The organism is Ensifer sp. PDNC004 (genome assembly GCF_016919405.1).
Classification (GTDB): Bacteria; Pseudomonadota; Alphaproteobacteria; order Rhizobiales; family Rhizobiaceae; genus Ensifer.
Genome location: NZ_CP070353.1, coordinates 3,262,549 through 3,284,200, shown reverse-complemented (window position 1 = coordinate 3,284,200; position 21,652 = coordinate 3,262,549). Strand labels below are relative to the sequence as shown.

General features: G+C 63.7%; 18 protein-coding genes and 1 tRNA gene. 10 read left to right on the top strand and 9 right to left on the bottom strand.

The window, feature by feature from the left end:
• The first annotated feature begins 67 nt into the window (after positions 1-67).
• Positions 68-144, top strand: a tRNA-Arg gene (locus JVX98_RS24140).
• Positions 145-198: 54 nt separating this feature from the next.
• Complete coding sequence (locus JVX98_RS24135; RefSeq protein ID WP_246764943.1) at positions 199-735, top strand: N-acetyltransferase; 537 nt, start codon at positions 199-201, stop codon at positions 733-735.
• Between the two features lie 7 nt (positions 736-742).
• Here JVX98_RS24135 and JVX98_RS24130 read toward each other — a convergent pair whose 3' ends face one another.
• Positions 743-1,645, bottom strand: coding sequence for a LysR family transcriptional regulator (locus JVX98_RS24130; RefSeq protein WP_205237620.1), 903 nt, complete (start codon positions 1,643-1,645; stop codon positions 743-745).
• A 112-nt stretch (positions 1,646-1,757) separates the two neighbouring features.
• On the opposite strand from JVX98_RS24130, the gene JVX98_RS24125 reads away from it, so the two are divergent.
• On the top strand, positions 1,758-2,480 hold the full coding sequence (locus JVX98_RS24125; protein WP_205237618.1) for an SDR family NAD(P)-dependent oxidoreductase: 723 nt from the start codon (positions 1,758-1,760) through the stop codon (positions 2,478-2,480).
• A 284-nt stretch (positions 2,481-2,764) separates the two neighbouring features.
• Positions 2,765-3,034: a hypothetical protein gene (locus JVX98_RS24120; RefSeq protein ID WP_043614800.1), complete on the top strand. Its 270-nt coding sequence runs from the start codon at positions 2,765-2,767 to the stop codon at positions 3,032-3,034.
• Positions 3,035-3,075: 41 nt separating this feature from the next.
• Here JVX98_RS24120 and JVX98_RS24115 read toward each other — a convergent pair whose 3' ends face one another.
• The 3 genes from JVX98_RS24115 to JVX98_RS24105 form a co-directional block, all read right to left on the bottom strand.
• Positions 3,076-3,444 (bottom strand): VOC family protein, encoded by a 369-nt coding sequence (locus JVX98_RS24115; protein WP_205237616.1) that lies wholly within the window; start codon positions 3,442-3,444, stop codon positions 3,076-3,078.
• 125 nt (positions 3,445-3,569) lie between these two features.
• A complete protein-coding gene (locus tag JVX98_RS24110) occupies positions 3,570-3,731 on the bottom strand; it encodes a Thivi_2564 family membrane protein (protein ID WP_089044368.1) in 162 nt (53 codons plus the stop codon).
• 146 nt (positions 3,732-3,877) lie between these two features.
• Positions 3,878-4,600, bottom strand: a complete 723-nt coding sequence (locus JVX98_RS24105; RefSeq protein WP_205237615.1) for an META domain-containing protein — start codon at positions 4,598-4,600, stop codon at positions 3,878-3,880.
• A 208-nt stretch (positions 4,601-4,808) separates the two neighbouring features.
• Between JVX98_RS24105 and dxr the strand changes: the two genes are divergently transcribed.
• Positions 4,809-5,984: a 1-deoxy-D-xylulose-5-phosphate reductoisomerase gene (gene dxr / locus JVX98_RS24100; RefSeq protein ID WP_205237614.1), complete on the top strand. Its 1,176-nt coding sequence runs from the start codon at positions 4,809-4,811 to the stop codon at positions 5,982-5,984.
• A gap of 45 nt (positions 5,985-6,029) precedes the next feature.
• Here dxr and hemA read toward each other — a convergent pair whose 3' ends face one another.
• The 4 genes from hemA to JVX98_RS24080 form a co-directional block, all read right to left on the bottom strand.
• A complete protein-coding gene (hemA, locus tag JVX98_RS24095) occupies positions 6,030-7,244 on the bottom strand; it encodes a 5-aminolevulinate synthase (RefSeq protein WP_043614792.1) in 1,215 nt (404 codons plus the stop codon).
• Positions 7,245-7,572: 328 nt separating this feature from the next.
• A complete protein-coding gene (locus JVX98_RS24090) occupies positions 7,573-8,370 on the bottom strand; it encodes a xanthine dehydrogenase family protein subunit M (RefSeq protein WP_192450924.1) in 798 nt (265 codons plus the stop codon).
• An 11-nt stretch (positions 8,371-8,381) separates the two neighbouring features.
• Positions 8,382-10,727 carry a xanthine dehydrogenase family protein molybdopterin-binding subunit gene (locus tag JVX98_RS24085; RefSeq protein ID WP_205237613.1) on the bottom strand — a complete coding sequence of 782 codons (2,346 nt, stop codon included), beginning with the start codon at positions 10,725-10,727 and terminating at the stop codon, positions 8,382-8,384.
• 100 nt (positions 10,728-10,827) lie between these two features.
• The gene (locus JVX98_RS24080; RefSeq protein WP_192450926.1) at positions 10,828-11,316 is read right to left on the bottom strand and encodes a (2Fe-2S)-binding protein; all 489 of its coding nucleotides are present in this window, start codon (positions 11,314-11,316) and stop codon (positions 10,828-10,830) included.
• Positions 11,317-11,747: 431 nt separating this feature from the next.
• On the opposite strand from JVX98_RS24080, the gene JVX98_RS24075 reads away from it, so the two are divergent.
• The 4 genes from JVX98_RS24075 to JVX98_RS24060 all read left to right on the top strand — a co-directional run bounded on the left by JVX98_RS24075 (position 11,748) and on the right by JVX98_RS24060 (position 19,908).
• Positions 11,748-12,005, top strand: coding sequence for a glycine zipper domain-containing protein (locus JVX98_RS24075; protein WP_034802400.1), 258 nt, complete (start codon positions 11,748-11,750; stop codon positions 12,003-12,005).
• A gap of 214 nt (positions 12,006-12,219) precedes the next feature.
• A complete protein-coding gene (locus JVX98_RS24070) occupies positions 12,220-13,398 on the top strand; it encodes an MFS transporter (protein ID WP_371826531.1) in 1,179 nt (392 codons plus the stop codon).
• Between the two features lie 314 nt (positions 13,399-13,712).
• Positions 13,713-15,626, top strand: a complete 1,914-nt coding sequence (locus tag JVX98_RS24065; protein ID WP_192450928.1) for an autotransporter assembly complex family protein — start codon at positions 13,713-13,715, stop codon at positions 15,624-15,626.
• A gap of 103 nt (positions 15,627-15,729) precedes the next feature.
• Positions 15,730-19,908: a translocation/assembly module TamB domain-containing protein gene (locus tag JVX98_RS24060; RefSeq protein ID WP_192450929.1), complete on the top strand. Its 4,179-nt coding sequence runs from the start codon at positions 15,730-15,732 to the stop codon at positions 19,906-19,908.
• Positions 19,909-20,122: 214 nt separating this feature from the next.
• Here the strand turns inward: JVX98_RS24060 and JVX98_RS24055 are convergent, their stop codons facing one another.
• Positions 20,123-20,617 carry a MerR family transcriptional regulator gene (locus tag JVX98_RS24055; RefSeq protein WP_205237612.1) on the bottom strand — a complete coding sequence of 165 codons (495 nt, stop codon included), beginning with the start codon at positions 20,615-20,617 and terminating at the stop codon, positions 20,123-20,125.
• A gap of 233 nt (positions 20,618-20,850) precedes the next feature.
• Between JVX98_RS24055 and JVX98_RS24050 the strand changes: the two genes are divergently transcribed.
• Positions 20,851-21,642 carry an APH(3') family aminoglycoside O-phosphotransferase gene (locus JVX98_RS24050; RefSeq protein ID WP_246764942.1) on the top strand — a complete coding sequence of 264 codons (792 nt, stop codon included), beginning with the start codon at positions 20,851-20,853 and terminating at the stop codon, positions 21,640-21,642.
• Positions 21,643-21,652 lie beyond the last annotated feature (10 nt).

Sequence of the window (21,652 nt, the reverse complement as noted above, 5' to 3'; positions counted from 1 at the left end):
TTCCTTGGGCATGCACGCAAAAACACTTGGCGAAGAGCCCTTGCTTTTGTATGGGTGCTATCCAAGTGGTCCCGTAGCTCAGCAGGATAGAGCACCAGATTCCTAATCTGGGGGTCCCGCGTTCGAATCGCGGCGGGATCACCATTCTCCAAGACCCCTGGTAATCGAACTGGACGCGGCGCGCGCCGTGCTGACGCCGTGGATGACATTAAAGCTACCCCTTCCGGAGAAAACACGGTCCAGCTGCTTGTGACCTATATGGAAATGCTCGAACGCCCGGCGGGCGACGCGTTTCCGGCACCGATCGCGCACGCGGTGGTTACGTCCGAACGTCCGGATACCGCTGCGTTTCTTTCGCTCTATCGCGCCGTCGGCGAACCATTGCGCTGGGATCAGCGACTGCGCATGCCAACAGCCGATCTCGACGATTTTCTCGGCAGCGCCTCCACGAGCCTCTACATCCTCCGGCTGGGCGACCGCGCGGTCGGGCTTTGTGAATTCGACCGCGCTGATACCGAGGATGTCGAACTCACCCATTTCGGCCTGATCCCGGACGTTTACGGCCAAAGGCTGGGGCCGTTTCTGCTCGATAGTGCGCTGCGCGCCGTCTGGGACCGTGGTGCAAACCGGATCTGGCTGCATACCGACATATGGGATCATCCGAAGGCGCAGGCGACCTATCGTCGGGCCGGTTTCAGCATCTTCGCGCAAAAGCTCGAAGAGATCGTGCCCTAGCGCATGCTCACCGAAGCGGCTGCCACGCCGGGCCGCGCCAGGCTTTGAGTTCCTGCAGAAACACCTGCAGCCGTGATGGCAGGAAGCGCCGTGTCGGATAGACCGCGTGCACGAAGACGTCCGGCGCCGACCATCCCGGAAGGACGCGCACGAGCTTGCCGCTCGCAAGCAGGCTGTCGCAGAAGATCGGCGGCAACCGGCCTATGCCGTGGCCACGCTCGGTCATGGCGTTCGCCGACTGGATGTCATGGACCGACACCGCTCCGCTCACACGCAGGCTGGCCGTTGCGCCACCTTTGACCAGATGCCATTCTGCCTCGTTGCCGCGGGCATTGACCAGAACGCAGCGATGGCCGCTCAGGTCTTCGGGGCGCGATGGGGTGCCATGTTGGTCGAGATAGTCGGGCGCGGCCACCAGGAAGTGGGTGCTTCGGCCCAGGCGCTGCGCGACAAGCGACGAATCGCGCAATTCACCGAACCGCACCGCGACGTCGATATTTTCGGCAACGAGGTCCATGAAACTGTTGGTGACGAGCAGATCAACCTCGATCTCGGGATAGGACCTCATGAATGCGGACAGGAAATCAAAGAAGGGCGGCTGCCCGAGGGTCATGGGAACGGTGACCCTCAGCAACCCCTCCGGCCTTCTCTGCGCCTCACTCAGCACCCGCTCGGCATCGCGAAGCTGCTTCAGCGGTTCGCCGCATTCCGCATAATAGGCCCGCCCCTGCGCCGTGAGACTGAGCTTGCGCGTCGTGCGCTGGATGAGCGTGGCGCCCAGTTGCTCCTCAAGGGCCGTGACCTTGCGGCTGACGGTGGAGACCGGCATGCCGAGCGAACGTGCCGCCCGGCTGAAACTCTCGAATTGGGCCACGGCGGCAAAGACCGCGATATCGTTCAGATCGACCATGTGATGATTTTTGCATCAATGGAAAAGTAATTCCAGATATTTCCGTCTAATCGCACAATCCGGCGGCAGCCATATTGACCTCACCGAAACCGTCCAACCACGGAGAGATCAGATGACAAACAAGGTCGCCATCATCACCGGTGCATCCCAGGGCATCGGCGCGGGCCTCACAAACGCTTTTCTGGCAGAGGGCTATAGCGTCGTCGCAACCTCGCGCAATGTCAGCCAATCGCGCGAAATCACCGAATCGGACCGGCTGGCCCGGGTCGACGGCGATATCGCCGATCCGGAGACGGCGAAACGCGTGGTCGAAACCGCGATCGCCCGGTTCGGCTCGATCGACGCGCTGGTCAACAATGCCGGCATCTTCTTCACCAAGCCCTTCGTCGACTACACCACTGACGACTACCGGCAGCTGAGCGCCACCAACATCGAGGGATTCCTCCACACGACCCAGCTTGTGATCAAGCAGATGCTTTCGCAGAAAAGAGGCGGCAGCATCGTCAGCATCACGACGCCGCTTGCCGATCGCCCGATCGCAGGCATGAACGCTTCGGTCGCCATGCTGACCAAGGGCGGCATCAACGCCATCTCGAAGAACATCGCCATGGAATACGCAAGAGACGGAATTCGCGTCAACGTCGTCGCGCCCGGTGTCGTCGACACGCCACTTCACAAGGACAATCCGCGGGATTTCCTCAACACGCTTTCGCCGATGCACAGCATCTCCAGCGTCGAAGAGATCGTGGATGCCGTCCTGTTCCTGACCCGGGCGCCGCGCATCACCGGGGAGGTGCTGAACGTCGACGGCGGCGCGCATCTGGGCAAATGGTAGAGCGGCAGCGCCCGCCGCTGGCGCAGAGCAGCGCAGGGGAAAAGAAACGCGCTAACGTCATGCGCCTGTCACGAACCCCAGCTAAACAATACTCACATCTTCCTGATGACCACGGATGAACTGGCATCGACGGAAGGTGATGAGGAAGGTCGGGTTTGCCCCGGCCTTTTTTGTTGGGCCGGGTTTTGCTCCCTCAGTCATGATCGCAAGATTGCCTTGCCGAAGCCGCCTGCTTGACAGGAGATGCAGTCTGCCTGACGGTGCGCGCATGACGGGAGGACACCATGGGTAAGCTTCTGCAAATCATCGGCATCGTCATCATCCTGGCCGCACTGGCAGCTGCGATCGCGCTGCTCGCTACCGATCCGGCAACGGCGCAGCTTCGAGCGCTGGTCGTGCTTCCCTGGGCTTTGAGTGCGATCCTGAGCGGCATCCTTCTCGCGGCCTTTGGCTCGATGTTGCGGCAGCTCAGCGCAATCCGCGCCGCGACCGAGCATCAGGCCGCCCTGTTCCAGGCTATCCTTGATCGCAGAGCGCCGACCGCCGCGCAATAAGCGCTGCTGTTCCGCGTTCGGTCCACCGAAACCTGATGATTTCAATCATCGGGCCTGCATACGCGCAGGCGATGACCATCGGGATCAAGCGCCACGAAGGTGCGGCCGAAGACGGCGGTCTTCAGCTCCTGCTCGATCGTGATCCCTTTGCGGCGCCACTCCGCATAAAGGCGCTCGACCTCAGCATCGTCCTTGACCATGAAGGCGATTTCCGAGCGATGGCCGGTACCGGACGAGACGAAATCCCGCGCGCCGGTGGACCAGAGACTGAACGTCAGCCCGTTTTCGAGTTCGAAGGCGACATAGGTCGGGAAGGAGGCAACGGGTTCGCGTCCAAAGAGGCCGGTATAGAACGCGGCACTTCTTGCCGGGTCTTCGACATAGAACAGGATGAGGTTCGGTGACAGCATCGTCGGGTCTCCTTTTCGATGCCCGACCCTAGGCGCTACCGCTGTCAGATCCTGTCAGCATCGACCAGACAGCCAAAGGCCGCCGGGTCTTGCGATCCGGCGGCCTTTGGCTGGAAGGCGGCACGTCAGAAGACGGCCAGGTATTTCAACAGAGAGATGATGCCGATGATGATGACGATGATCTGCACGATCTGCTTGGCACGCGCGTCGAGCGGCAGCCGCTGGACGAGATAGAGCACCAGCACGATGACGAGGAACGTAATCAGGATTCCGATAAGCAGCCCCATGGATCAACTCCCTTTTCACAACAACAGCGCGACAGCGCCGGGATTGTAACTATGAAGCGAGGGCAAAAGTTCCGACTTTCACCACAACTTCTTCCACCGGTCGCGATAGAGGTCTGGCAAGAGCGGGAGGAACAAGCGGCGCCTCGTCAGGACGCCGGCTTGCAGGCGATGCCCTTATCCTGGTCACCTTTCGTCGCGTCGAAAAGCGTCGCCTCCTCGCCCTTCGTCCACCAGACATATTGTCCGCCGGCATATTTGGCCCCGGACGCGGCAATCACGTTGGATGCGACGACGAACGTGCCGTCGATGGTGAAGGTCACCAGTGAAACCGGGCCGGCGTTGATGTACTCCGCCTCGATCGCCTTGCTACCGCAATCGTATCGGACCGATTGCCTATCGACCGTGTCGGCTCCCGGAATGCGGATCGTCACGTCAGCGCCTTCCGACGCTGCCGTCATCGATGCCAGCTTCACGGAAGTGCCACCACCGGCCTTGCCAAGCACGAGCTTCGATCCTTCCACCGACCAGGAAAGCTCTGAACGCAGCGCTTCCAGGAACTTCTGCTCCTGGGTCATCACCGCCGGCACGCACATCTTGCGCGTCGTGGCGGCGGGACCGAAGGTGACCTTGGAGCCCGAGAGGCTGAAGGTTCCGGTGAAATGGTTGCAGCCAGCCATGCCGCCATAGGTGCCGTCTTCGCGGATCTCAAGTGTCGACTGCAGATTGTCGATGACCCCGCCGCCACCGATGTCCTCGGCAAGCCAGGTGCCGACGAGCTGCTGCGGCACGTTCTCGGCCGCAACCGGCTGCATCGAGGCCATCTCGATCGCCACGCAGGCGCAGGAAACGGCGGTCATGACTTTCAGCATCGCGAACTCCTTCGGCCCCGACTCAAGGCACCTGATTCTTAGCCCGCGGACGAGACGGAATGAAGACCGCGCCCTTGTTGCCGGCGGATTTCGCCTGTAGAGCCTAGCAAACAACATAAAAAACTCGGATCGATCTCGTGCAGATCATGCGTCCGCGGCGAAGGCTCAGCCGGGCATCTCGTCCGAAAAGAAGAACATGGGTATTGGCATGGCATCCCGCGACAGTGCGAAGCGCCGACTGACGATCCTCGGCTCGACCGGCTCGATCGGCACCAACACGCTCGACGTCATCGAGCGCCTTGGCGGCCGCGAGCACTTCGATGTCGTCGCCGTCACCGGCAACGGCAACATTCCCCTGCTTGCCGAGCAGGCCGTGAAGGCCGGCGCCGAACTCGCCGTCACCGCCAACGAGAGCCAGTACGAAAACCTGAAAGCAGCGCTCGTCGGCACCGGCATCCAAGTTGCCGCCGGCAAGAGCGGCCTTATCGAGGCGGCCGAGCGCAATGCCGATTGGGTGATGGCCGCGATCGTGGGCAATGCCGGCCTCGCCCCGACGCTTGCTGCCGCCCGCCGCGGCGCCGACATCGCGCTCGCCAACAAGGAGTGCCTGGTTTCGGCCGGCAGCCTGTTCATCCACGCGGTGAAGAAAGGCGGCGGTCGGTTGCTGCCGGTCGACAGCGAACACAACGCCATCTTCCAGGTGCTGGAAGAGCATCAGCGCCACGCGGTCGAGCGCATCATCCTGACGGCCTCGGGCGGCCCCTTCCGCACCAAGTCGCTTGAGGAGATGCGGCATGTGACGGCCGATGTCGCGCGCGCCCATCCGAACTGGTCGATGGGCCTGAAGATCTCGATCGACAGCGCCTCGATGTTCAACAAGGCGCTGGAGATGATCGAGGCGAAGCACCTCTTCGCGCTTAAGCCCGAGCAGGTCGAAGTGATCGTGCACCCGCAGTCGGTCATCCACTCGATGGTCGGCTACACCGACGGATCGGTGCTGGCCCAGCTCGGCTGCCCGGACATGCGCACCGCCATCGGTTATGCGCTCTCCTATCCGAGCCGCTGCAGCCTACCGATCGAGCGGCTCGATTTCGCCAAGCTGTCGCGCCTCGATTTCGAAGCACCGGACGAAGTGCGCTTCCCGGCGATCCGGCTTGCCCGCCGGGCAATGGTCGAGGGTGGCGTGCAGGGCGCGGTGCTCAATGGTGCCAAGGAAACGGCGCTCGACGCCTTCATCGCCGGCCGCACCGGCTTTCTCGCCATGGCCGAGATCGTCGAAAAGGTGATGGACAAGCTCGCGGACCTGCCGGCCGCCACGACGATGGACGACGTCTTTGCCGCCGACGAAAAAGCCCGGCACTTGGCGGCCGGGCTGCTTCAGTAGTTCGGAGCTTTCCAACCGGCGCGCATGGCGCCGGCAAAAATGGCCTTACGCGACCGCGCGAGCCAGCGCACAGCGCGACCACAGCGAATGCAGCGCACCGACGAGATGGTCGATGTCGGCGTCCGAATGCAGCGGCGTCGGCGTGATGCGCAGGCGCTCGGTCTTCTTCGGCACCGTCGGATAGTTGATCGGCTGCACGTATACGCCGAAGTTGTCGAGCAAGAGGTCGGAGATCCACTTGCACTTGGCGGCATCGCCCACCATGACCGGCACGATATGGCTCGGGTTCGGCATGTGCGGAATGCCGCGCTGGTCGAGCAGCGAGCGCAGACGACGCACGCGCTCCTGGTGCGCGAAGCGCTCGACCTGGCTTTCCTTCAAGTGACGGATCGAGGCGAGCGCGCCGGCGGCGAGCGTCGGCGGCAGCGCCGTCGTGAAGATGAAGCCGGATGCGAACGAGCGGATGAAATCGCAAAGTGCTGCCGAGCCGGTGATGTAGCCGCCCATGACGCCGAAGGCCTTGCCGAGCGTGCCTTCGATGACCGTCAGGCGGTGCATCAGGCCTTCGCGCTCGGCAATGCCGCCGCCGCGCGGACCGTACATGCCGACGGCATGCACTTCGTCGAGATAGGTCATGGCGCCGTACTTGTCGGCGAGGTCGCAGAATTCCTTGATCGGCGCGATGTCGCCGTCCATGGAGTAGACGGACTCGAAGGCAATGAGCTTCGGCGCGCGCGGATCGGCTGCGGCGAGCTTGGCTTCGAGGTCAGCGACCGAATTGTGTTTGAAGATGACGCGTTCGCACTTGGAGTGACGGATCCCCTCGATCATCGAAGCGTGATTCCCGGCGTCCGAGAAGACGATGACGCCAGGAATCTTCGAACAGAGCGTGCCGAGCGCTGCCCAGTTGGACACGTAGCCCGAGGTGAACAGAAGCGCCGATTCCTTGCCGTGCAGGTCCGCGAGCTCGCGCTCAAGCAGGACGTGGTAATGGTTGGTACCGGAGATGTTGCGGGTGCCGCCGGCGCCGGCGCCGCATTCGTCGATGGCGCGCTTCATCGCCTCGGTGACGACGGAATGCTGGCCCATGCCGAGATAGTCGTTCGAACACCAGACGGTGACGTCCTGAACGCCCTGAGCCGTGTGGCGCGCGGCCTTCGGGAATTGGCCGCGATGACGGGCGAGGTCTGCGAAAACCCGGTAGCGGCCTTCCTGATGCAGCCCGTCCAGCTCGTTCTTAAAGAAATTTTCGAAATCCATCATTTTCTCCAGTGCCCGGGCGCTTTTCTTCAATCAAAGCGACCTGGCGTCAACCTCGGAATGCCCGGCATCTGCCAACTGCGGCAAAAGGCCCTTGAAGCGCTGCCTGCCCAGCGAGTGCATCCGAGATGATCTAGCATTTTTGAGCCTGAGCATCTTCGCTGCTTTCACTGAAACCGTTTCAACGGGAACAGCCCTAGTTTTGAAACATTCCAAAGAAAGCCTTAGTGGATGTTCATCACGTCAAGCTTGATCGAAGTCAAGCAAGGATGAAAAAAGGACGGCCGAGGCCGCCCTTTTTCGCTGTTTGTGTGGCGGCGAAGGCCGGTCATGCCGCTGCCACGGCCCGTTTGGCCATGACCTTCACCAGGTTGGCGCGATAGGCCGCATCCGCGTGAAGGTCGGAGAGCAGGTCCGACGCACTGACATTGATGCCAGCGAGCGCGTCCGGCGACCAGTTGGCGGAAAGTGCGGCCTCCATCTCCGCCTGACGGAAAACGCCGTCTGCGCCCGCACCGGTGACCGCGACCCGGACCCCGCCATTGTCGCGCTTGGCGACGAAGACACCGGTCATGGCGTAACGCGAGGCCGGGTTGGCGAACTTCTGGTAGGCGGCCTTGGCAGGCGCATCGAAGGTAACGGCGACGACGATCTCGCTGTCTTCCAGCGCCGTTTCGAACAGGCCGGTGAAGAAATCGTCGGCCGCGATCTCCCGCCGGTTGGTGACGATCGTCGCCCCCAGCCCGAGCATCGCCGCCGGATAGTCGGCGGCCGGGTCGTTGTTGGCGATCGACCCGCCGATCGTGCCCATGTGCCGCACATGCGGATCGCCGATATGGCTGGCAAGGCTGCAGATTGCCGGACAGACGGCTTTGAGCGCTGCCGACGACGCCACCTCGTAATGGGTGGTCGCAGCCCCGATCCGCACCGATCGGCCGTTGACCGAGATGCCCTGCATTTCAGCGATATGGCGAAGGTCGATCAGGTCGCTCGGCGACGCCAGCCGCTGTTTCATCGTCGGGATCAGCGTCATGCCGCCGGAGACATATTTGCCTTCGCCGGCCGCTTCCATTCGGCTGATGGCGTCCTGAACCGAGGACGCCCGGTGATATTGGGTCTCGTACATGAGTGTCCTCCTCAGTTGGCCGCGTTTGCCGCCGCCCACACCTTGTGCGGTGTCGCCGGCATGGTGAGCGCGTTGTTGCCGATGGCGTCGGTGATGGCGTTGATCAGCGCCGGTGGCGAGCCGATCGCGCCGGCCTCGCCGCAGCCCTTGATGCCCAACGGATTGTTCGGGCACGGCGTGTTCGAGGTCGAGACCTGGAACGACGGCAGGTCGTCGGCGCGCGGCATGGCGTAGTCCATGTAGCTCGCCGTCAGCAGTTGGCCCGAGGCATCGTAGTGCACGCCTTCGAGCAGCGCTTGGCCGATGCCCTGCGCCAGCCCGCCATGCACCTGTCCCTCGACGATCATCGGGTTGATGATGTTGCCGAAGTCGTCGGCGGCGACGAACTGGATGATCTTGGTCCGGCCCGTTTCCGGATCGACCTCTACCTCGCAGATGTAGCAGCCGGCCGGGAAGGTGAAGTTGGCGGGGTCGTAGAAGGCCCCTTCCTTCAGCCCCGGCTCCATGCCGGCAGGCAGATTGTGGGCGGTATAGGCGGCGAGCGCCATCTGGAACCAGGGCACCGCCTTGTCGGTACCGGCGACCTTCAGCTCGCCGTTCTCGATGACGATGTCGCTCTCGTCCGCCTCCATCAGATGGGCGGCGATCTTCTTCGCTTTGGCTTCGACCTTGTCGAGCGCCTTGACCACAGCCGACATGCCGACGGCACCGGAGCGCGAGCCATAGGTGCCCATGCCCATCTGCACCTTGTCGGTGTCGCCATGCACGATGTTGACGCTGTCGAGCGGCACGCCGAAGCGGTCGGCGACAAGCTGGGCAAAGGTCGTCTCGTGGCCCTGGCCATGGCTGTGCGAACCGGTCAGCACCTCGATCGTGCCGACGGCATTGACGCGCACCTCGGCCGATTCCCAAAGGCCGACGCCGGCGCCGAGCGACCCCACGGCTGCCGACGGCGCGATGCCGCAGGCCTCGATGTAGCAGCTCATGCCTATGCCGCGCTTCATGCCCCGACCGGCCGCTTCCGCCTTGCGGGCGGCAAAGCCGTTCCAGTCGGCCGCCTTCATCGCCGCTTCGAGCGAAGCGTCATAGTCGCCGGCGTCATAATTCATGATCACAGGCGTCTGGTGCGGGAAGGAGCGGATAAAGTTCACCCGCCGCAATTCGGCAGGCGAGACGCCGAGCTCGCGCGCGGCCGTCTCCATCGTGCGCTCCAGGAGATAGGTCGCCTCCGGCCGCCCGGCGCCACGATAGGCGTCGACCGGCGCCGTGTTGGTGTAGACCGTGCGCACATTCGCGTGGATCGCAGGGATATCGTACTGCCCTGACAGCAGCGTCGCATAGAGATAGGTCGGCACCGCCGACGAGAACAGCGACATATAGGCACCAAGATTGGCGATCGTGTCGACCTTGAGCCCGATGATGCGGTTGTTGGCGTCGAAGGCCATCTTCACCTTCGACACATGGTCGCGGCCATGGGCATCGGTGAGGAACGCTTCGGTGCGGTCCGACGTCCATTTGACCGGCACGCCGGTGCGCTTCGACGCCCAGAGACAGACAATCTCTTCCGGATAGATGTAGATCTTCGACCCGAAGCCACCGCCGACATCGGGCGCGATCACCCTCAGCTTGTTTTCCGGCGCGACATTATAGAAGGCGCTCATCACCAGCCGGGCCACGTGCGGGTTCTGGCTGGTCGTGTAGCAGGTGTAGTGATCGTCGCCGGCGTCGTAGATGCCGAGCGCCGCGCGCGGCTCCATCGGGTTGGGCGAGAGCCGGTTGTTGTGGATGGTGATCTCGGTGACATGCGCTGCAGCGCCGATCGCCTTGTCGGTTGCCGCCTCGTCGCCGATCTGCCAGTCGAAGATCAGATTACCAGGCGCTTCCGGATGAAGCTGCGGCTGTCCCGCCTCCAGCGCCTTCGACGCATCGATGACGACGGCAAGCTCCTGGTACTCGACGACAACGGCCTCGGCCGCGTCACGCGCCTCGGCGACGCTGTCGGCAACGACGATCGCCACGGCATCGCCGACATAGCGCACGGTCTCGTGCGCGAGCGGCCGCCAGGCGCCCATCTTCATCGGCGATCCGTCCTTGGAATGGATCATCCAGCCGCAGATCAGGTTGCCGATACCGTCGGCGAGCAGCTGCTTGCCGTCGAGCACGCCGATCACACCCGGCATGCCCTTGGCCGCCGACGCGTCTATCTTCACGATCTTCGCATGCGCGTGCGGGCTGCGCACGAAGACTGCATATTTCATTCCCGGCACGGACATGTCGTCCGTATAGCGGCCCTTGCCGGTCAGGAACCGCTTGTCCTCCTTGCGCGCCACGCGCGCGCCAATGCCTTCAACGCCCATTGCCTATCTCCTCCCGAGATATCCAGCGACAGTCCCGACGGCCATGCGTCGGTTCTGGGTGACATGCGTCAGGGGCGAGGTCCCGCCCCTCGATCTACCGCTATTCTGCGGCCACGCGGGCGCCGCTCATCTCGGCGGCGGCGGCAAGGATCGCTTTCACGATGTTGTGGTAACCGGTGCAGCGACAGATGTTGCCTTCGAGTTCGGCGCGCACCGTCGCTTCGTCCAGCTGGCCCTGGTGCCTGCGGATCATGTCGACGGCGGTCATCACCATGCCGGGCGTACAGAAGCCGCATTGCAGGCCGTGATTGGCCTTGAAGGCCGCCTGCACCGGATGCAGCTCGCCGTCGGCCGCCAAGCCTTCGATGGTGGTGATCGTGGAGCCTGCCGCCTGGACGGCGAGGATGGAACAGCTCTTGACCGATTTTCCGTCCATATGGATGACGCAGGTGCCGCACTGCGAGGTGTCGCAGCCGACATGGGTGCCGGTCAGTCCAAGATTTTCGCGTATGAATTGCACCAGCAATGTGCGGTCGTCGCAATGACCGCTCACCTGACGGCCGTTGACCGTCATTGTTACTTTCGCCATTTCGCTCCTCCGGGGTCGGTCAATGCCAACACGAGCGCGGCCGGAAAGTCGGGTGAGATGGTTCACGCGACTAAGGTACGCGCCAACTGATATCGATGCCCTTCGCCCACGGATCCGCTCCTCCGGATTTTGCAGGCTTGTTTGTATCATTTGTCTTTTTTTGGAATGCCGCAACCGCCCCCGCCCGCCGGACGATAAAATTTTTCTACCCCGGTTGTATCGCGGGGAACTGAGCCTTCATGTCCCGTTCAGGAACGATATCATTATCTTGCCGCCAGGAAGAAACCGCAGCGCTCCCGTAGACTTTCGATGGGGACCGCGTATTTTCCGAACCGCAAGTTCAGGTGGAGCGGGATGTTCCCGGCTCCGCCATCATCCACGGGACGGACTGAGCGCAAGGCTTGAGATCCGTAGAGATCGGAGAGAACAACATGAAGAAAGCCATCGCACTTGTGCTGGTCGCCCTGGCGGTCGCAAGCTGCACCCAGACGGAAAAAGGCGCCGGCATCGGTGCCGTTTCCGGCGCGATCATCGGCGGCGCTGTCACCGGCGACGTCCGTGGCGCAGCGGTCGGCGCGGCCATCGGCGGCGTATCCGGCGCGGTCATCGGCAACGTCACCGAACAGCCAGGCCAGTGCTACTACCGCGACCGCTATGGCCGCCGCTACATCGACTCCTGCCCGCGCTAAGGCGCAGCAAGAAGATCGTCCCTCGGCGTCGCGCAAGCGCGTCGACGGAATGGTTCCCCCTCATGGCAATCGCCCTGAGGGGGTTTTTCGTTGCAGCAGGCAGCGAGAAAAATGATGCACGCCGGACTAAAATTACAGGGCGCGCGCAAACCGGGTGGCTCTGCGTCACGCAATTCCGTTTCGTGGCCTCGACCTATCATGATCGAGGCTTCCCATGTCGAAACCAGAAAACACACCCCTTCCCCCGGCCTTCAAGCGGATCGGCTGGTCCAACCTCCTTGCGCAATTTTCAGAGCAGATGGCGCTGGCCGCCGCTCCTCTGGCCGCCGTGCTTCTGCTCGCCGCAGGCCCTGCGGAAACCGGCTGGCTGCAGATGGCGCAGACGCTGCCATTCCTGCTGCTCTCGATTCCAGCCGGCCTCATTGCCGACCGCGCATCGCGGCGCGGCCTCATGGTCAGCTCGGAAATGCTGCGCGCGCTGTCGCTGGTCGCCACGCTGTTGCTCATGCTCAGCGGACTGCTGTCGCTGCCGTTGCTGGCCGTCATGGGCTTCGTCGGCGCCATCGGCACGGTCTGCTACAATGTCGCCGCACCTGCCCTGATCCCGGCAATCGTTCCGCGTGCGCAACTGGCTGATGCCAACCGCTGGATGGAGCTTGCCCGCAGCCTCGCCTATTCCGGCGGGCCGGCGATCGGCGGCGCGTTCGTCGCATGGACGGGCGCGTCGCTCGCCTATGTCGCCGCCACATCCCTGTCCCTTCTCTCCGTCGTCCTGCTCGCCGGCCTTGGTGATCACCACCAGCCGAGCAGCCCCAAGCGCAAGCTTCTCCAGGATCTCGCCGAAGGTGCCCGTTTCCTTGCCGACCACGCGCTGTTGAGGCCCATTCTGGTGACCGCCATCGTCTTCAACACGGCCTGGTTCGTGCTGCAGGCGGTCTATGTCGCCTATGCCATTCAGACCCTCGGGCTGACGGCGACCGGCGTCGGCATCACGCTTGGCATCTATGGCGCCGGCATGATGATCGGCGCCTTCGCAGCACCCGCCATTGCGCGCCATATCCCTTTCGGCGTGATGATCGCCCTTGGCCCGCTGGGCGGGCTGACTGCCGCGGCCGTCATGCTCTCCACCATCTGGGTTCCCTCCGGCCTCCTCGCCGGCCTCAGCTTCTTCCTGTTCGGCGCCGGCCCGGTGCTCTGGTCGATCGCCACCCTCACCTTGCGACAGGCCGTCACGCCCAATGCGATGCTCGGGCGCGTCTGGCCTTCATCACCACCGCCACCTTCGGCGCACGGCCGATCGGCGCGGCGCTCGGCGCCGTCGTTGCCACGCGCTTCGGCGTCGAGGCATGCCTTGCCGTCGCAGCCGTCGGCTTCCTGGTTCAGTTCCTGGTGATCATCGCTTCCGCTGTGCCGCAGCTGCGGGAACTGCCCGAGGCAGCCTAGCAATATGGCACCTCGGGCGAGGCCCGCGGCTCCGGCGAAGGCCGGGCGCGTACCTAGTTGCCGGCACCGCAGATCCGGCGGTTGTGCTGCGCCGACAACATTTCCGCGCTTTTTCGACGAAATCGACACCGAATCTCGGCATGAGGGGTGGATGCAACGGATCGTCATCGTTAACAGATGGAAAACCTTAGGCATGCAATAGTGACCCGGCCGCATAAGCAGGCAGTTTGTATTGGGTCGCCTGAAGACGGGATGCGGAAGCGAATGTCCCCACCACGGTCGAGTATTGCGTACTGGAAGGCAGCGACTGCGCTTGCTGTTGCCTTTACGTGCGCGCTCGGCCCGCTTTCCGCCGAGAAGGCCTATGCCTTCAAGCTCTTCGGCATGAAGTTTTTCGAGAGCGACGAGGAAGAAGCGCCGGTCATCGACCCGGTCAACTATACCCTCACCTTCGACGCCGGCACCGACGACGACGAACTGAAGGAAGCGCTGGAAAACAGCTCGCAGCTCGTGCAGGGCCAGGAAAAGCCGGTCTCCGGCGATCTTGGGCTCGCCATCCGGGCCCGCGACGACCGCGACCGGCTGTTGGCCGCACTCTACGAAAAGGCGCGCTACGGCGGCACCATCGCGATCCGCGTCAACGGCCAGGATATCGACAGCCTGCCGCCGGATCCGTCTTTCCCGGATGGCAAGCCTATCCCGGTTACCGTCACCGTGACGCCGGGCCCGGTCTTCAACGTCGGTTCCGTCAGGTTCGAAGGCGACGCGGCCAGCTTCAGTCCCGCCGATTACGGCCTGCCCGCCGGCGCGCGCGCCGATTCCACCCTTATCATCAAGGCCGGCGAAAAGGTCGTGAACGACCTGCGTGAGCAGGGCCGGCCGATGGCCAAGCTCACCGAACGCAGCGCCGTCGCCAACCACGCCAATTCAACGGTCGACATCGTCATCGGCGCCAGCGGCGGCCCCGTCGCCCCGGTCGGCGAGGTCACCGTCGGCGGGACGAAGACCGTCGATCCCGGTTTCGTGCGCGACTATTCGCGCCTCAACGAGGGCCGTCCCTATTCGCCGGAGGACATCCGCAAGGCCTCCGAGCGGCTGCGCCAGCTCGGCGTCTTTTCGAGCGTCACCATCAAGGAAGCCAACACGCTTTCGCCTGATGGATCGATCCCGATGAAGATCGAGGTCTCCGAAGGCAAGCACAAGTATTTCGGCTTCGGCGCCCAGGTTTCGACGACCGACGGCCTCGGGCTTTCGGGCTATTGGGGACACCGCAATCTTTTCGGCCGCGCCGAATCGCTGCGCATCGAGGGCTCGGTCGACCGCATCGGCGAGACCAAGGAGCTCGACAAGCTCGACTATTCGGTCGGCATTCTCTTTGCAAAGCCGGGCGCCTTCGGTCCCGCCTCCACCTTTACCGCCAGCCTCAAGGCCAACATCCAGGACCCGGACGCCTATCGCGCCAAGATCCTGACGGGTGCCGCCGGCGCGACCTTCGAACTCTCGCCGACCGACACCTTCTCCGGCGGCGGCGAATTGAGCTGGGCCAACATCGACGACGCCTTCGGCTCGAATTCCTATCTGACGGCCGCGGTCCCGCTCGAATATGTTCGCGATACCCGCAACGACAAGCTGAACGCGACCGAAGGCTATCGGGCGATGATCAACGCCAAGCCGAGCTACGAGATCAAGGGGCAGACCTTCTTCTCGTCCTTCGAAGCGTCGGCGTCCGGCTACCATGCGCTCGGCGACGAGAAGCGCTTCGTGCTTGCCGGCAAGATCGGCGCGGGCGTGCTCGTCGGCGGCAGCGGGCTCGAGGACATCCCGGCCAACCGTCGCTTCTATCTCGGCGGTGGCGGCTCGGTGCGCGGCTATTCCTACCAGGAGATCGGCCCGCGCAATTCCGACGACCGCGAGACCGGCGGGCGCTCCTATGTCAACGCCTCGCTCGAAGCCCGCATCGCGGTCACCGACACCATCGGCGTCGTGCCCTTCATCGACGCAGGTACCGTCTCGGCGAAGACGACACCCGATTTCTCCGACATTCGCGCCGGCGCCGGCATCGGCCTGCGTTATGCCACGCCCTTCGGCCCGATCCGCCTCGACTTCGCCGTACCGCTCAACAAATATCCGAACGGAACGAAATACGGCATCTATGCCGGCATCGGCCAATCCTTCTGATCCAGGCCGTTTCTCCCGCAGGAATCGGCAAATCGCCGTCATTGCGCGATAGTTTCTCCCCGCGGCGATTCCGCTGCCGCGCAACTTGCGTTATGGGTAGATCATGAATCAGGTCGTCCGTTTCCTTCGCGCGACGCTGCGCTATGGCCTTCGTGTGCTTGGCGTGCTTGCGATCGTTGCCCTTCTTCTCGTCGCCTTCGTGGGCTTCACCACACCCGGCGCCCGGCTCGTCGCCTGGGCAATCGAGAAATATGCGGCAACACCCGACCAGATCGTGCGGATCGCCGATCCGAGCGCGCTTTTGACCGGCAAGTTCACGGCCGGAAGCATCACGCTGTTCGATGGCGAGGGCATCTATGCCGAAGTGCGCGACGTCAATCTCGACTGGTCGCCCGCCGCCCTCCTCTCCTTCCGCTTCGAAGCCGCAGCGCTCTCGGCCGGCTCGATCCGCGTCGAGCGCCTGCCGATCCCCTCCTCCGAGACCAAGGAAGTCCGCTCGACCTTTGCGCTTCCCGTCGACGTCAAGATCGACGCGATTGATCTCAAGGAGATCATCATCGGCAAGGCGATCGCCGGCGAGGACCAGTTCCTGACCGCCAGCGGCAAGGTGAACGCGACCAACGAAAGCATCGCCCTTCAGCTTGCGGCCGCCCAGCGCGACCGGCCGGAAGCACGCGCGGTCGCCGATATCGTCTTCAATCCGGCGGGCAACGAGCTGAAGCTTGAAGCGACCGTGGACGAACCGAACAACGGCGTGCTGGCAAAGCTGCTTCGCCTCCCGAACGAGCCTTCGGTCAACATCAAGCTGACCGGTGAAGGCCCGCTTTCCGACTGGAGCGGCAGCGCTACGGCAGCACTCGACGGCAGCAAAATTCTCAAGCTCGACGGTCGCCACGTCCAGACGCCTGACGGAATGCACCGGCTGACGGTCGACGGTGGCGGCGGCTTCGGCTCGCTGATGCCGCCAGCGCTGCGCCCGATGTTCGAGGGTGAGACCAGGATCGACATCGCCGCCGCGTTCAACGACCAGGGGCTGGTGCAGGTCGACAAGGCTCATGTGGCGACCGGCGCGCTCTCCTTTGCCGCTTTTGGAACCTACGACAGCAAGGGCGAGAACAACCTCAAGGCCAGGCTTGCCGGCACCAACGGCCCGGTCGATTTCCGCTGGCCGCTGCAGAAGGGTGAGGCGCAGGCCAAGATCAATTCCGTCGACTTCTCGCTCATCGGCGACGCGCAAGCCGCGATCCTCGATCTCGCCGCAGACGTCACCTCCGTGGCGCTGCCGGACGTGGCGCTCGGCGCAGTCAAGCTCTCGGCACGTAGCGACGGCTTCAATGTCCAGGCGCAATCCGGTCTGGTGAAGGCGGCAATCGAAGTGGGCGAAGCCGGCTTCAACGATGCAAACCTCGCCCGCCTGGTGCAGGTGCCGATGAAGATCGACGCCAACCTGTCCGTGACGAAGGAAAGCATCGCCTTCAATCCGGTAACGATCGAGAGCCCCGGCGTTGGCGGTTCGCTCACCGGCGCCTTCTATCGCGACGAGAATACGGTTTCCGCCGCCTTCAAGCTCTTTGCCGTTCCAGGCGCGCTGCCGCCGGCAGCCGCAGCGAAGTTCGACGGCACGATCGCACTCTCGGGCGAGGTGAAGACGGCAAGCGACGGCGGCGTCACCGTGGAGGGTATCGAGCTCAAGTCGGGCACGATCGAGGCGGCCGGCACCGTTGCGCTCGCACAGAGCAACCTGACGGCCGATCTCAAGGGCACACTGCCCGATCTCGGCAAGGTGCTTGACGATGCCAAGGGCAAGGCCGAATTCACTGCCGCCGTGACCGGCCCGCTCGCCGAACTCGGCATCAAGGCCGAGCTGACCTCAAGCGGCGCGACATTGGCCGGGCGCACGCTCAGCGACCTCAACGTCAAGGCCGACGCCAAGGCCAACCCATCGAGCCCGCAGGCAAGTCTGACGGCAACCGGTGCGCTCGACGGCCAGGCCATCGACGTCAAGGCCGACGTCGTCTCGAAGGACGGCCAGACCGCAATCCCGGTGCTCGAAGCCAGGATCGGCGAGAACAAGCTGACCGGGGCGATCAGCTTCACCCCCGATTTCAAGCCGGACGGCACGATCAGCTTCGACCTGCCTGATCTCGGCCTGCTTGCCGCCATGGCCGGGCAGAAGGCATCCGGCGACCTCAACGGTTCCGCTGCCATCAAGACCGCAAACGGCATTACCTCCGTCGTCGTCAAGGCCGGCGGCAGCGGCATCAAGCGCGATCAGCTGACGATTTCCAAGCCGACCGCCGACATCACCATCGCGGACCTTGCGGTCCTTGCGGTCAAGGGCAGCATCCGCGCCGAAACCGTGGCGCAGGGCGAAAACCGTGTTTCCGGACTCGCCGTCGATTTCGAGCAACAGGCCGGCCGCACCGGCTTTTCCGTCGACGGCAAATACGACGGCGGACCGCTGACGGTGAAGGGCGACCTTGCCAGCTCCAAAGGCCGCACGGAAATCCGCCTCACATCCTTTGGCGCAACGCCGAAAGGCATTGCCCTGAAATTGGCGCAGCCGACGGTGATCGCCATCGAAAACGGCACCGTCCGTCTCAACGCGCTGACGATCCAGGCGTCGAAAGGCACGATCGCCGTCAACGGCACCGCTGGCGAAAAGCTCGACATCACGGCGAAGCTCAACGCCCTGCCCGCAGCACTGGTCAACGCCTTTGCGCCGGATCTCGGCGCCGAGGGTACGATCGCCGGCACCGTCGATGTCGAGGGTGGCGCGTCTGCACCGGTCGTCGCCTACGATCTCAAATGGTCGGGCGCCTCGCTCGCAGCGGCGCGAACGGCCGGCGTTGCGGCTTTTGACGTGACGGCGGACGGCAAGTTTGCCAACAACAAGGTGACGCTCGATACGACGCTTTCGGGCGCCGGCGGCCTTTCCTTCAAGGGCGGCGGCAATGTCGATATCGGCGGCAACATGCCGATCGCGATGAAGTTCAATGGCAACGTCCCCTTCGCGCTCATCGCCAACCTGATGGCGGAAAAGGGCTTCACGCTGACGGGTCAGGCGAATGTCGATGTGGCGATTTCCGGCTCGGCCAAGGCGCCGCAGATCGCCGGCACGATCGCCACGTCAGGTGGGCGCCTCGTCGACGTGCGCCGCAACCTGGCGCTCAACGACCTGACCGCCAATGTCGCGCTCGACGGCAAGCAGGCGACGATCTCGAGGCTCTCGGCCAATCTCGCGACCGGCGGCTCGGTCGAAGCCAGCGGCACCGTCGGCACCGTGCCGGGTTCAGGCTTCCCGGCCAACCTGAAGATCAAGCTGAACAACGCGACCTACGTCGACGGCACGCTGTTCAACGCCAATGTCGCCGGCGAGATGACGCTGACCGGCCCCCTGGTCGCGACCCCGACGCTCGGCGGCAAGGTGACGATCCGCAAGGCCTCGATCACCATTCCCGAGAAGCTGCCGACCTCGCTGTCGGCGATTGACATCAAGCACAAGAATGCACCGCCCAAGGTGCAGAAGATGGTCAAGGACCTGCGCAAGGACGAAGTGCCGGCTGCCGGCGCCAATGCCAGCGGCGTGATCGCCTTCGATCTCGGCGTCAATGCGCACCAGATCTTCGTGCGCGGCCGCGGCATCGACGCGGAACTTGGCGGCGACCTGACGATCCGCGGCACTGCGGTGCAGCCGGTCATTTCCGGTGGCTTCGAGATGCGCCGCGGGCGGCTTGAAATCCTCGGCAAGCGCCTGACCTTCACCGACGGCAATATCGGCTTTGGCGGCGACCTGATCCCGACGCTCGATCTGAAGGCGACGTCCAGCGTCGGCGCGACCACCATCACCGTCTCGGTGGCGGGCCTCGCCAACAATCCGCAGATCGCCTTCTCGTCCTCCCCGGCCCTGCCGCAGGATGAAATCCTGGCGCAGCTGATCTTCAACCGGTCGCTGTCGAACCTCTCGGCCTTCCAGATCGCCCAGCTTGCGTCCGCCGTCAGCCAGTTGGCCGGCGGCGGCTCGACGTCGCTGCTCGACGGCCTGCGCAACAAACTCGGCGTCGACGATCTCGACGTCACCACCGACGAGAATGGCGGTGCGTCCGTGCGCGCCGGCAAGTATCTCAACGACCGCACCTATATCGAACTGCAGCAGGGCTCCGATTCCGCCTCCAGCAAGGCGGTCATCAATCTCGATGTCGGCAAGGGCGTAAAGCTCAAAGGCTCGGCCGCCGGCGACGGTTCGGCCTCGGGCGGTGTCTTCTTCGAAAAGGAATATTGAGCGGCGCCCGGCGAAAAATACGCCTGCCCTGCTCAGCAGTGAGCGTGAGGGAGCCCGCGGATCCGGTCGCGATCCGCGGGCTCATCTCTCTTCACGAAGATCGCCTCGACGGCGAAGTCTGCCGCAATCCTTCAAATGCGCCGGTGGTGCTTCAAGCTCGGCTCTGCTGCATGGCATCAGCGCAGAACCGCCGCGCATTCCTGCACGACCTGTTTCAGGCCCAGCCGTTCTCGGGAACGAAGGAGGCCTCGCGGCGCGGGCGCGTCTGCTCGTAGCGGCTCCACGCGACGGCGTCGGGCGACAGGCTCGTCATCTCGGTCCTTCGGGCAAGCGCGACGAGTTCGTCGATAGAGAGAGCATCGCCCCGCTCGATCTTCTCGAGCGCCGCATCGATCAAGGACAGGCTGTGTTCGACACGGTCGCGCAGGTCCAAGAATGCCGATTGCTGGACGGCAAGCGTTTGCCGAAGGGCCGGCGCGGTACCGGCAAGCATCTCGGTAATCCGGGTGAGGCTGAGGCCAAGCCGTCGCAGCGCCAGGATTTCGGTCAGCCGCGCGATTTCGACGGCACCATAGAGCCGCCACTTCTTCTCCGTCCGCCGCGGCGAGATCAGGCCGCGATCCTCATAGACCTTGAGAGCGCGGATGGTTAGGCCGAGGCGGTCGGCGCATTCGGCAGCCGACAGCAGTTCATCGTGGTTCACGCCCATGAGCACCTCTTCGAAACACGTTCAAAAAAGGTGACTTTGCGGTCAGCCCGAGCGGGCTTTGCGAAGTTTTGATGGAGATTTGACGAAGACGCACCATGAAAGGCGATTTGCGCTCAGGCGGTGTCGAAAACTTCCGAGATCGCTCCGTGGAATTGCCACTTTGCCGAACCTACATCGGTGTCGGCGCGCGACCGCACGCCCCATTTGTTTCATTCCTTTTTCAGGTGATTGCCTTGCCCTCTTCTTTTCCGCATCCCCAACTGCCCGCCCAATTCCACCCCTTCGTCGACGGCTATCAGTGGAACCGTGATCTGCTCGGGCAATCCGACTCGAGCATCTTTCTCCTCAAGGCGCCCGATCGTCCCATGCTGGTTCTGAAGCTCGAGGAAGCCGGCCCGTTCGGCGAGTTCGTCGACGAGGCTGCGCGGCTTGATTGGCTGGCATCAAAGGATGTGCCCTGCCCCCGGGTGATCGCCCGCGCCTTCGGCGCGCAAACCAGCTGGCTGCTGCTGCAGGCCGTGGAAGGGACAGACCTCGCCTCCACGACATTGTCGCCCAAGGACCAGATCGTCATCCTTGCCGACGCCCTGAAGCGACTGCATGCGCTGGATATCGCCACCTGCCCCTTCGATCATCGGATCGAAAAGCGCATCGCCATCGCGAAGACGCGCACCCAGGCCGGCGTGATCGACGAGAGCGACTTCGACGAAACGCGGCTCGGCCGCACGGCGGCGGATCTCTTTGCCGAACTGCAGGCGCGCATGCCCCGAGCCGGCAAGCTCGTCGTCACCCATGGCGACGCCTGCCTGCCGAACATCATCGAGAAGAACGGCCGGTTTTCCGGCTTCATCGATTGCAGCCGGCTGGGCGTCGCCGACCCCTATCAGGACATCGCACTCGCCTGCCGCAGCGTCGCCTACAATCTCGGCGAGGAATGGGTTCAGCCGTTTCTGACCCGCTACGGTATCGACAAGGACGATTCCGAGAAACGCGACTTCTACTGCCTGCTCGACGAGTTCTTCTGATCGCGTAGCC

What these genes read in the sequence shown, in the direction of transcription:
- dxr (WP_205237614.1), top strand. Translation starts at nt 4,809, where the DNA reads ATGGCATCCCGCGACAGTGCGAAGCGCCGACTGACGATCCTCGGCTCG.
- JVX98_RS24060 (WP_192450929.1), top strand. Translation starts at nt 15,730, where the DNA reads ATGAATCAGGTCGTCCGTTTCCTTCGCGCGACGCTGCGCTATGGCCTT.
- JVX98_RS24065 (WP_192450928.1), top strand. Translation starts at nt 13,713, where the DNA reads ATGTCCCCACCACGGTCGAGTATTGCGTACTGGAAGGCAGCGACTGCG.
- JVX98_RS24080 (WP_192450926.1), bottom strand. Translation starts at nt 11,316, where the DNA reads ATGGCGAAAGTAACAATGACGGTCAACGGCCGTCAGGTGAGCGGTCAT.
- JVX98_RS24085 (WP_205237613.1), bottom strand. Translation starts at nt 10,727, where the DNA reads ATGGGCGTTGAAGGCATTGGCGCGCGCGTGGCGCGCAAGGAGGACAAG.
- hemA (WP_043614792.1), bottom strand. Translation starts at nt 7,244, where the DNA reads ATGGATTTCGAAAATTTCTTTAAGAACGAGCTGGACGGGCTGCATCAG.
- JVX98_RS24075 (WP_034802400.1), top strand. Translation starts at nt 11,748, where the DNA reads ATGAAGAAAGCCATCGCACTTGTGCTGGTCGCCCTGGCGGTCGCAAGC.
- JVX98_RS24125 (WP_205237618.1), top strand. Translation starts at nt 1,758, where the DNA reads ATGACAAACAAGGTCGCCATCATCACCGGTGCATCCCAGGGCATCGGC.
- JVX98_RS24120 (WP_043614800.1), top strand. Translation starts at nt 2,765, where the DNA reads ATGGGTAAGCTTCTGCAAATCATCGGCATCGTCATCATCCTGGCCGCA.
- JVX98_RS24110 (WP_089044368.1), bottom strand. Translation starts at nt 3,731, where the DNA reads ATGGGGCTGCTTATCGGAATCCTGATTACGTTCCTCGTCATCGTGCTG.
- JVX98_RS24055 (WP_205237612.1), bottom strand. Translation starts at nt 20,617, where the DNA reads ATGGGCGTGAACCACGATGAACTGCTGTCGGCTGCCGAATGCGCCGAC.
- JVX98_RS24115 (WP_205237616.1), bottom strand. Translation starts at nt 3,444, where the DNA reads ATGCTGTCACCGAACCTCATCCTGTTCTATGTCGAAGACCCGGCAAGA.
- JVX98_RS24090 (WP_192450924.1), bottom strand. Translation starts at nt 8,370, where the DNA reads ATGTACGAGACCCAATATCACCGGGCGTCCTCGGTTCAGGACGCCATC.
- JVX98_RS24105 (WP_205237615.1), bottom strand. Translation starts at nt 4,600, where the DNA reads ATGCTGAAAGTCATGACCGCCGTTTCCTGCGCCTGCGTGGCGATCGAG.
- JVX98_RS24070 (WP_371826531.1), top strand. Translation starts at nt 12,220, where the DNA reads ATGTCGAAACCAGAAAACACACCCCTTCCCCCGGCCTTCAAGCGGATC.
- JVX98_RS24130 (WP_205237620.1), bottom strand. Translation starts at nt 1,645, where the DNA reads ATGGTCGATCTGAACGATATCGCGGTCTTTGCCGCCGTGGCCCAATTC.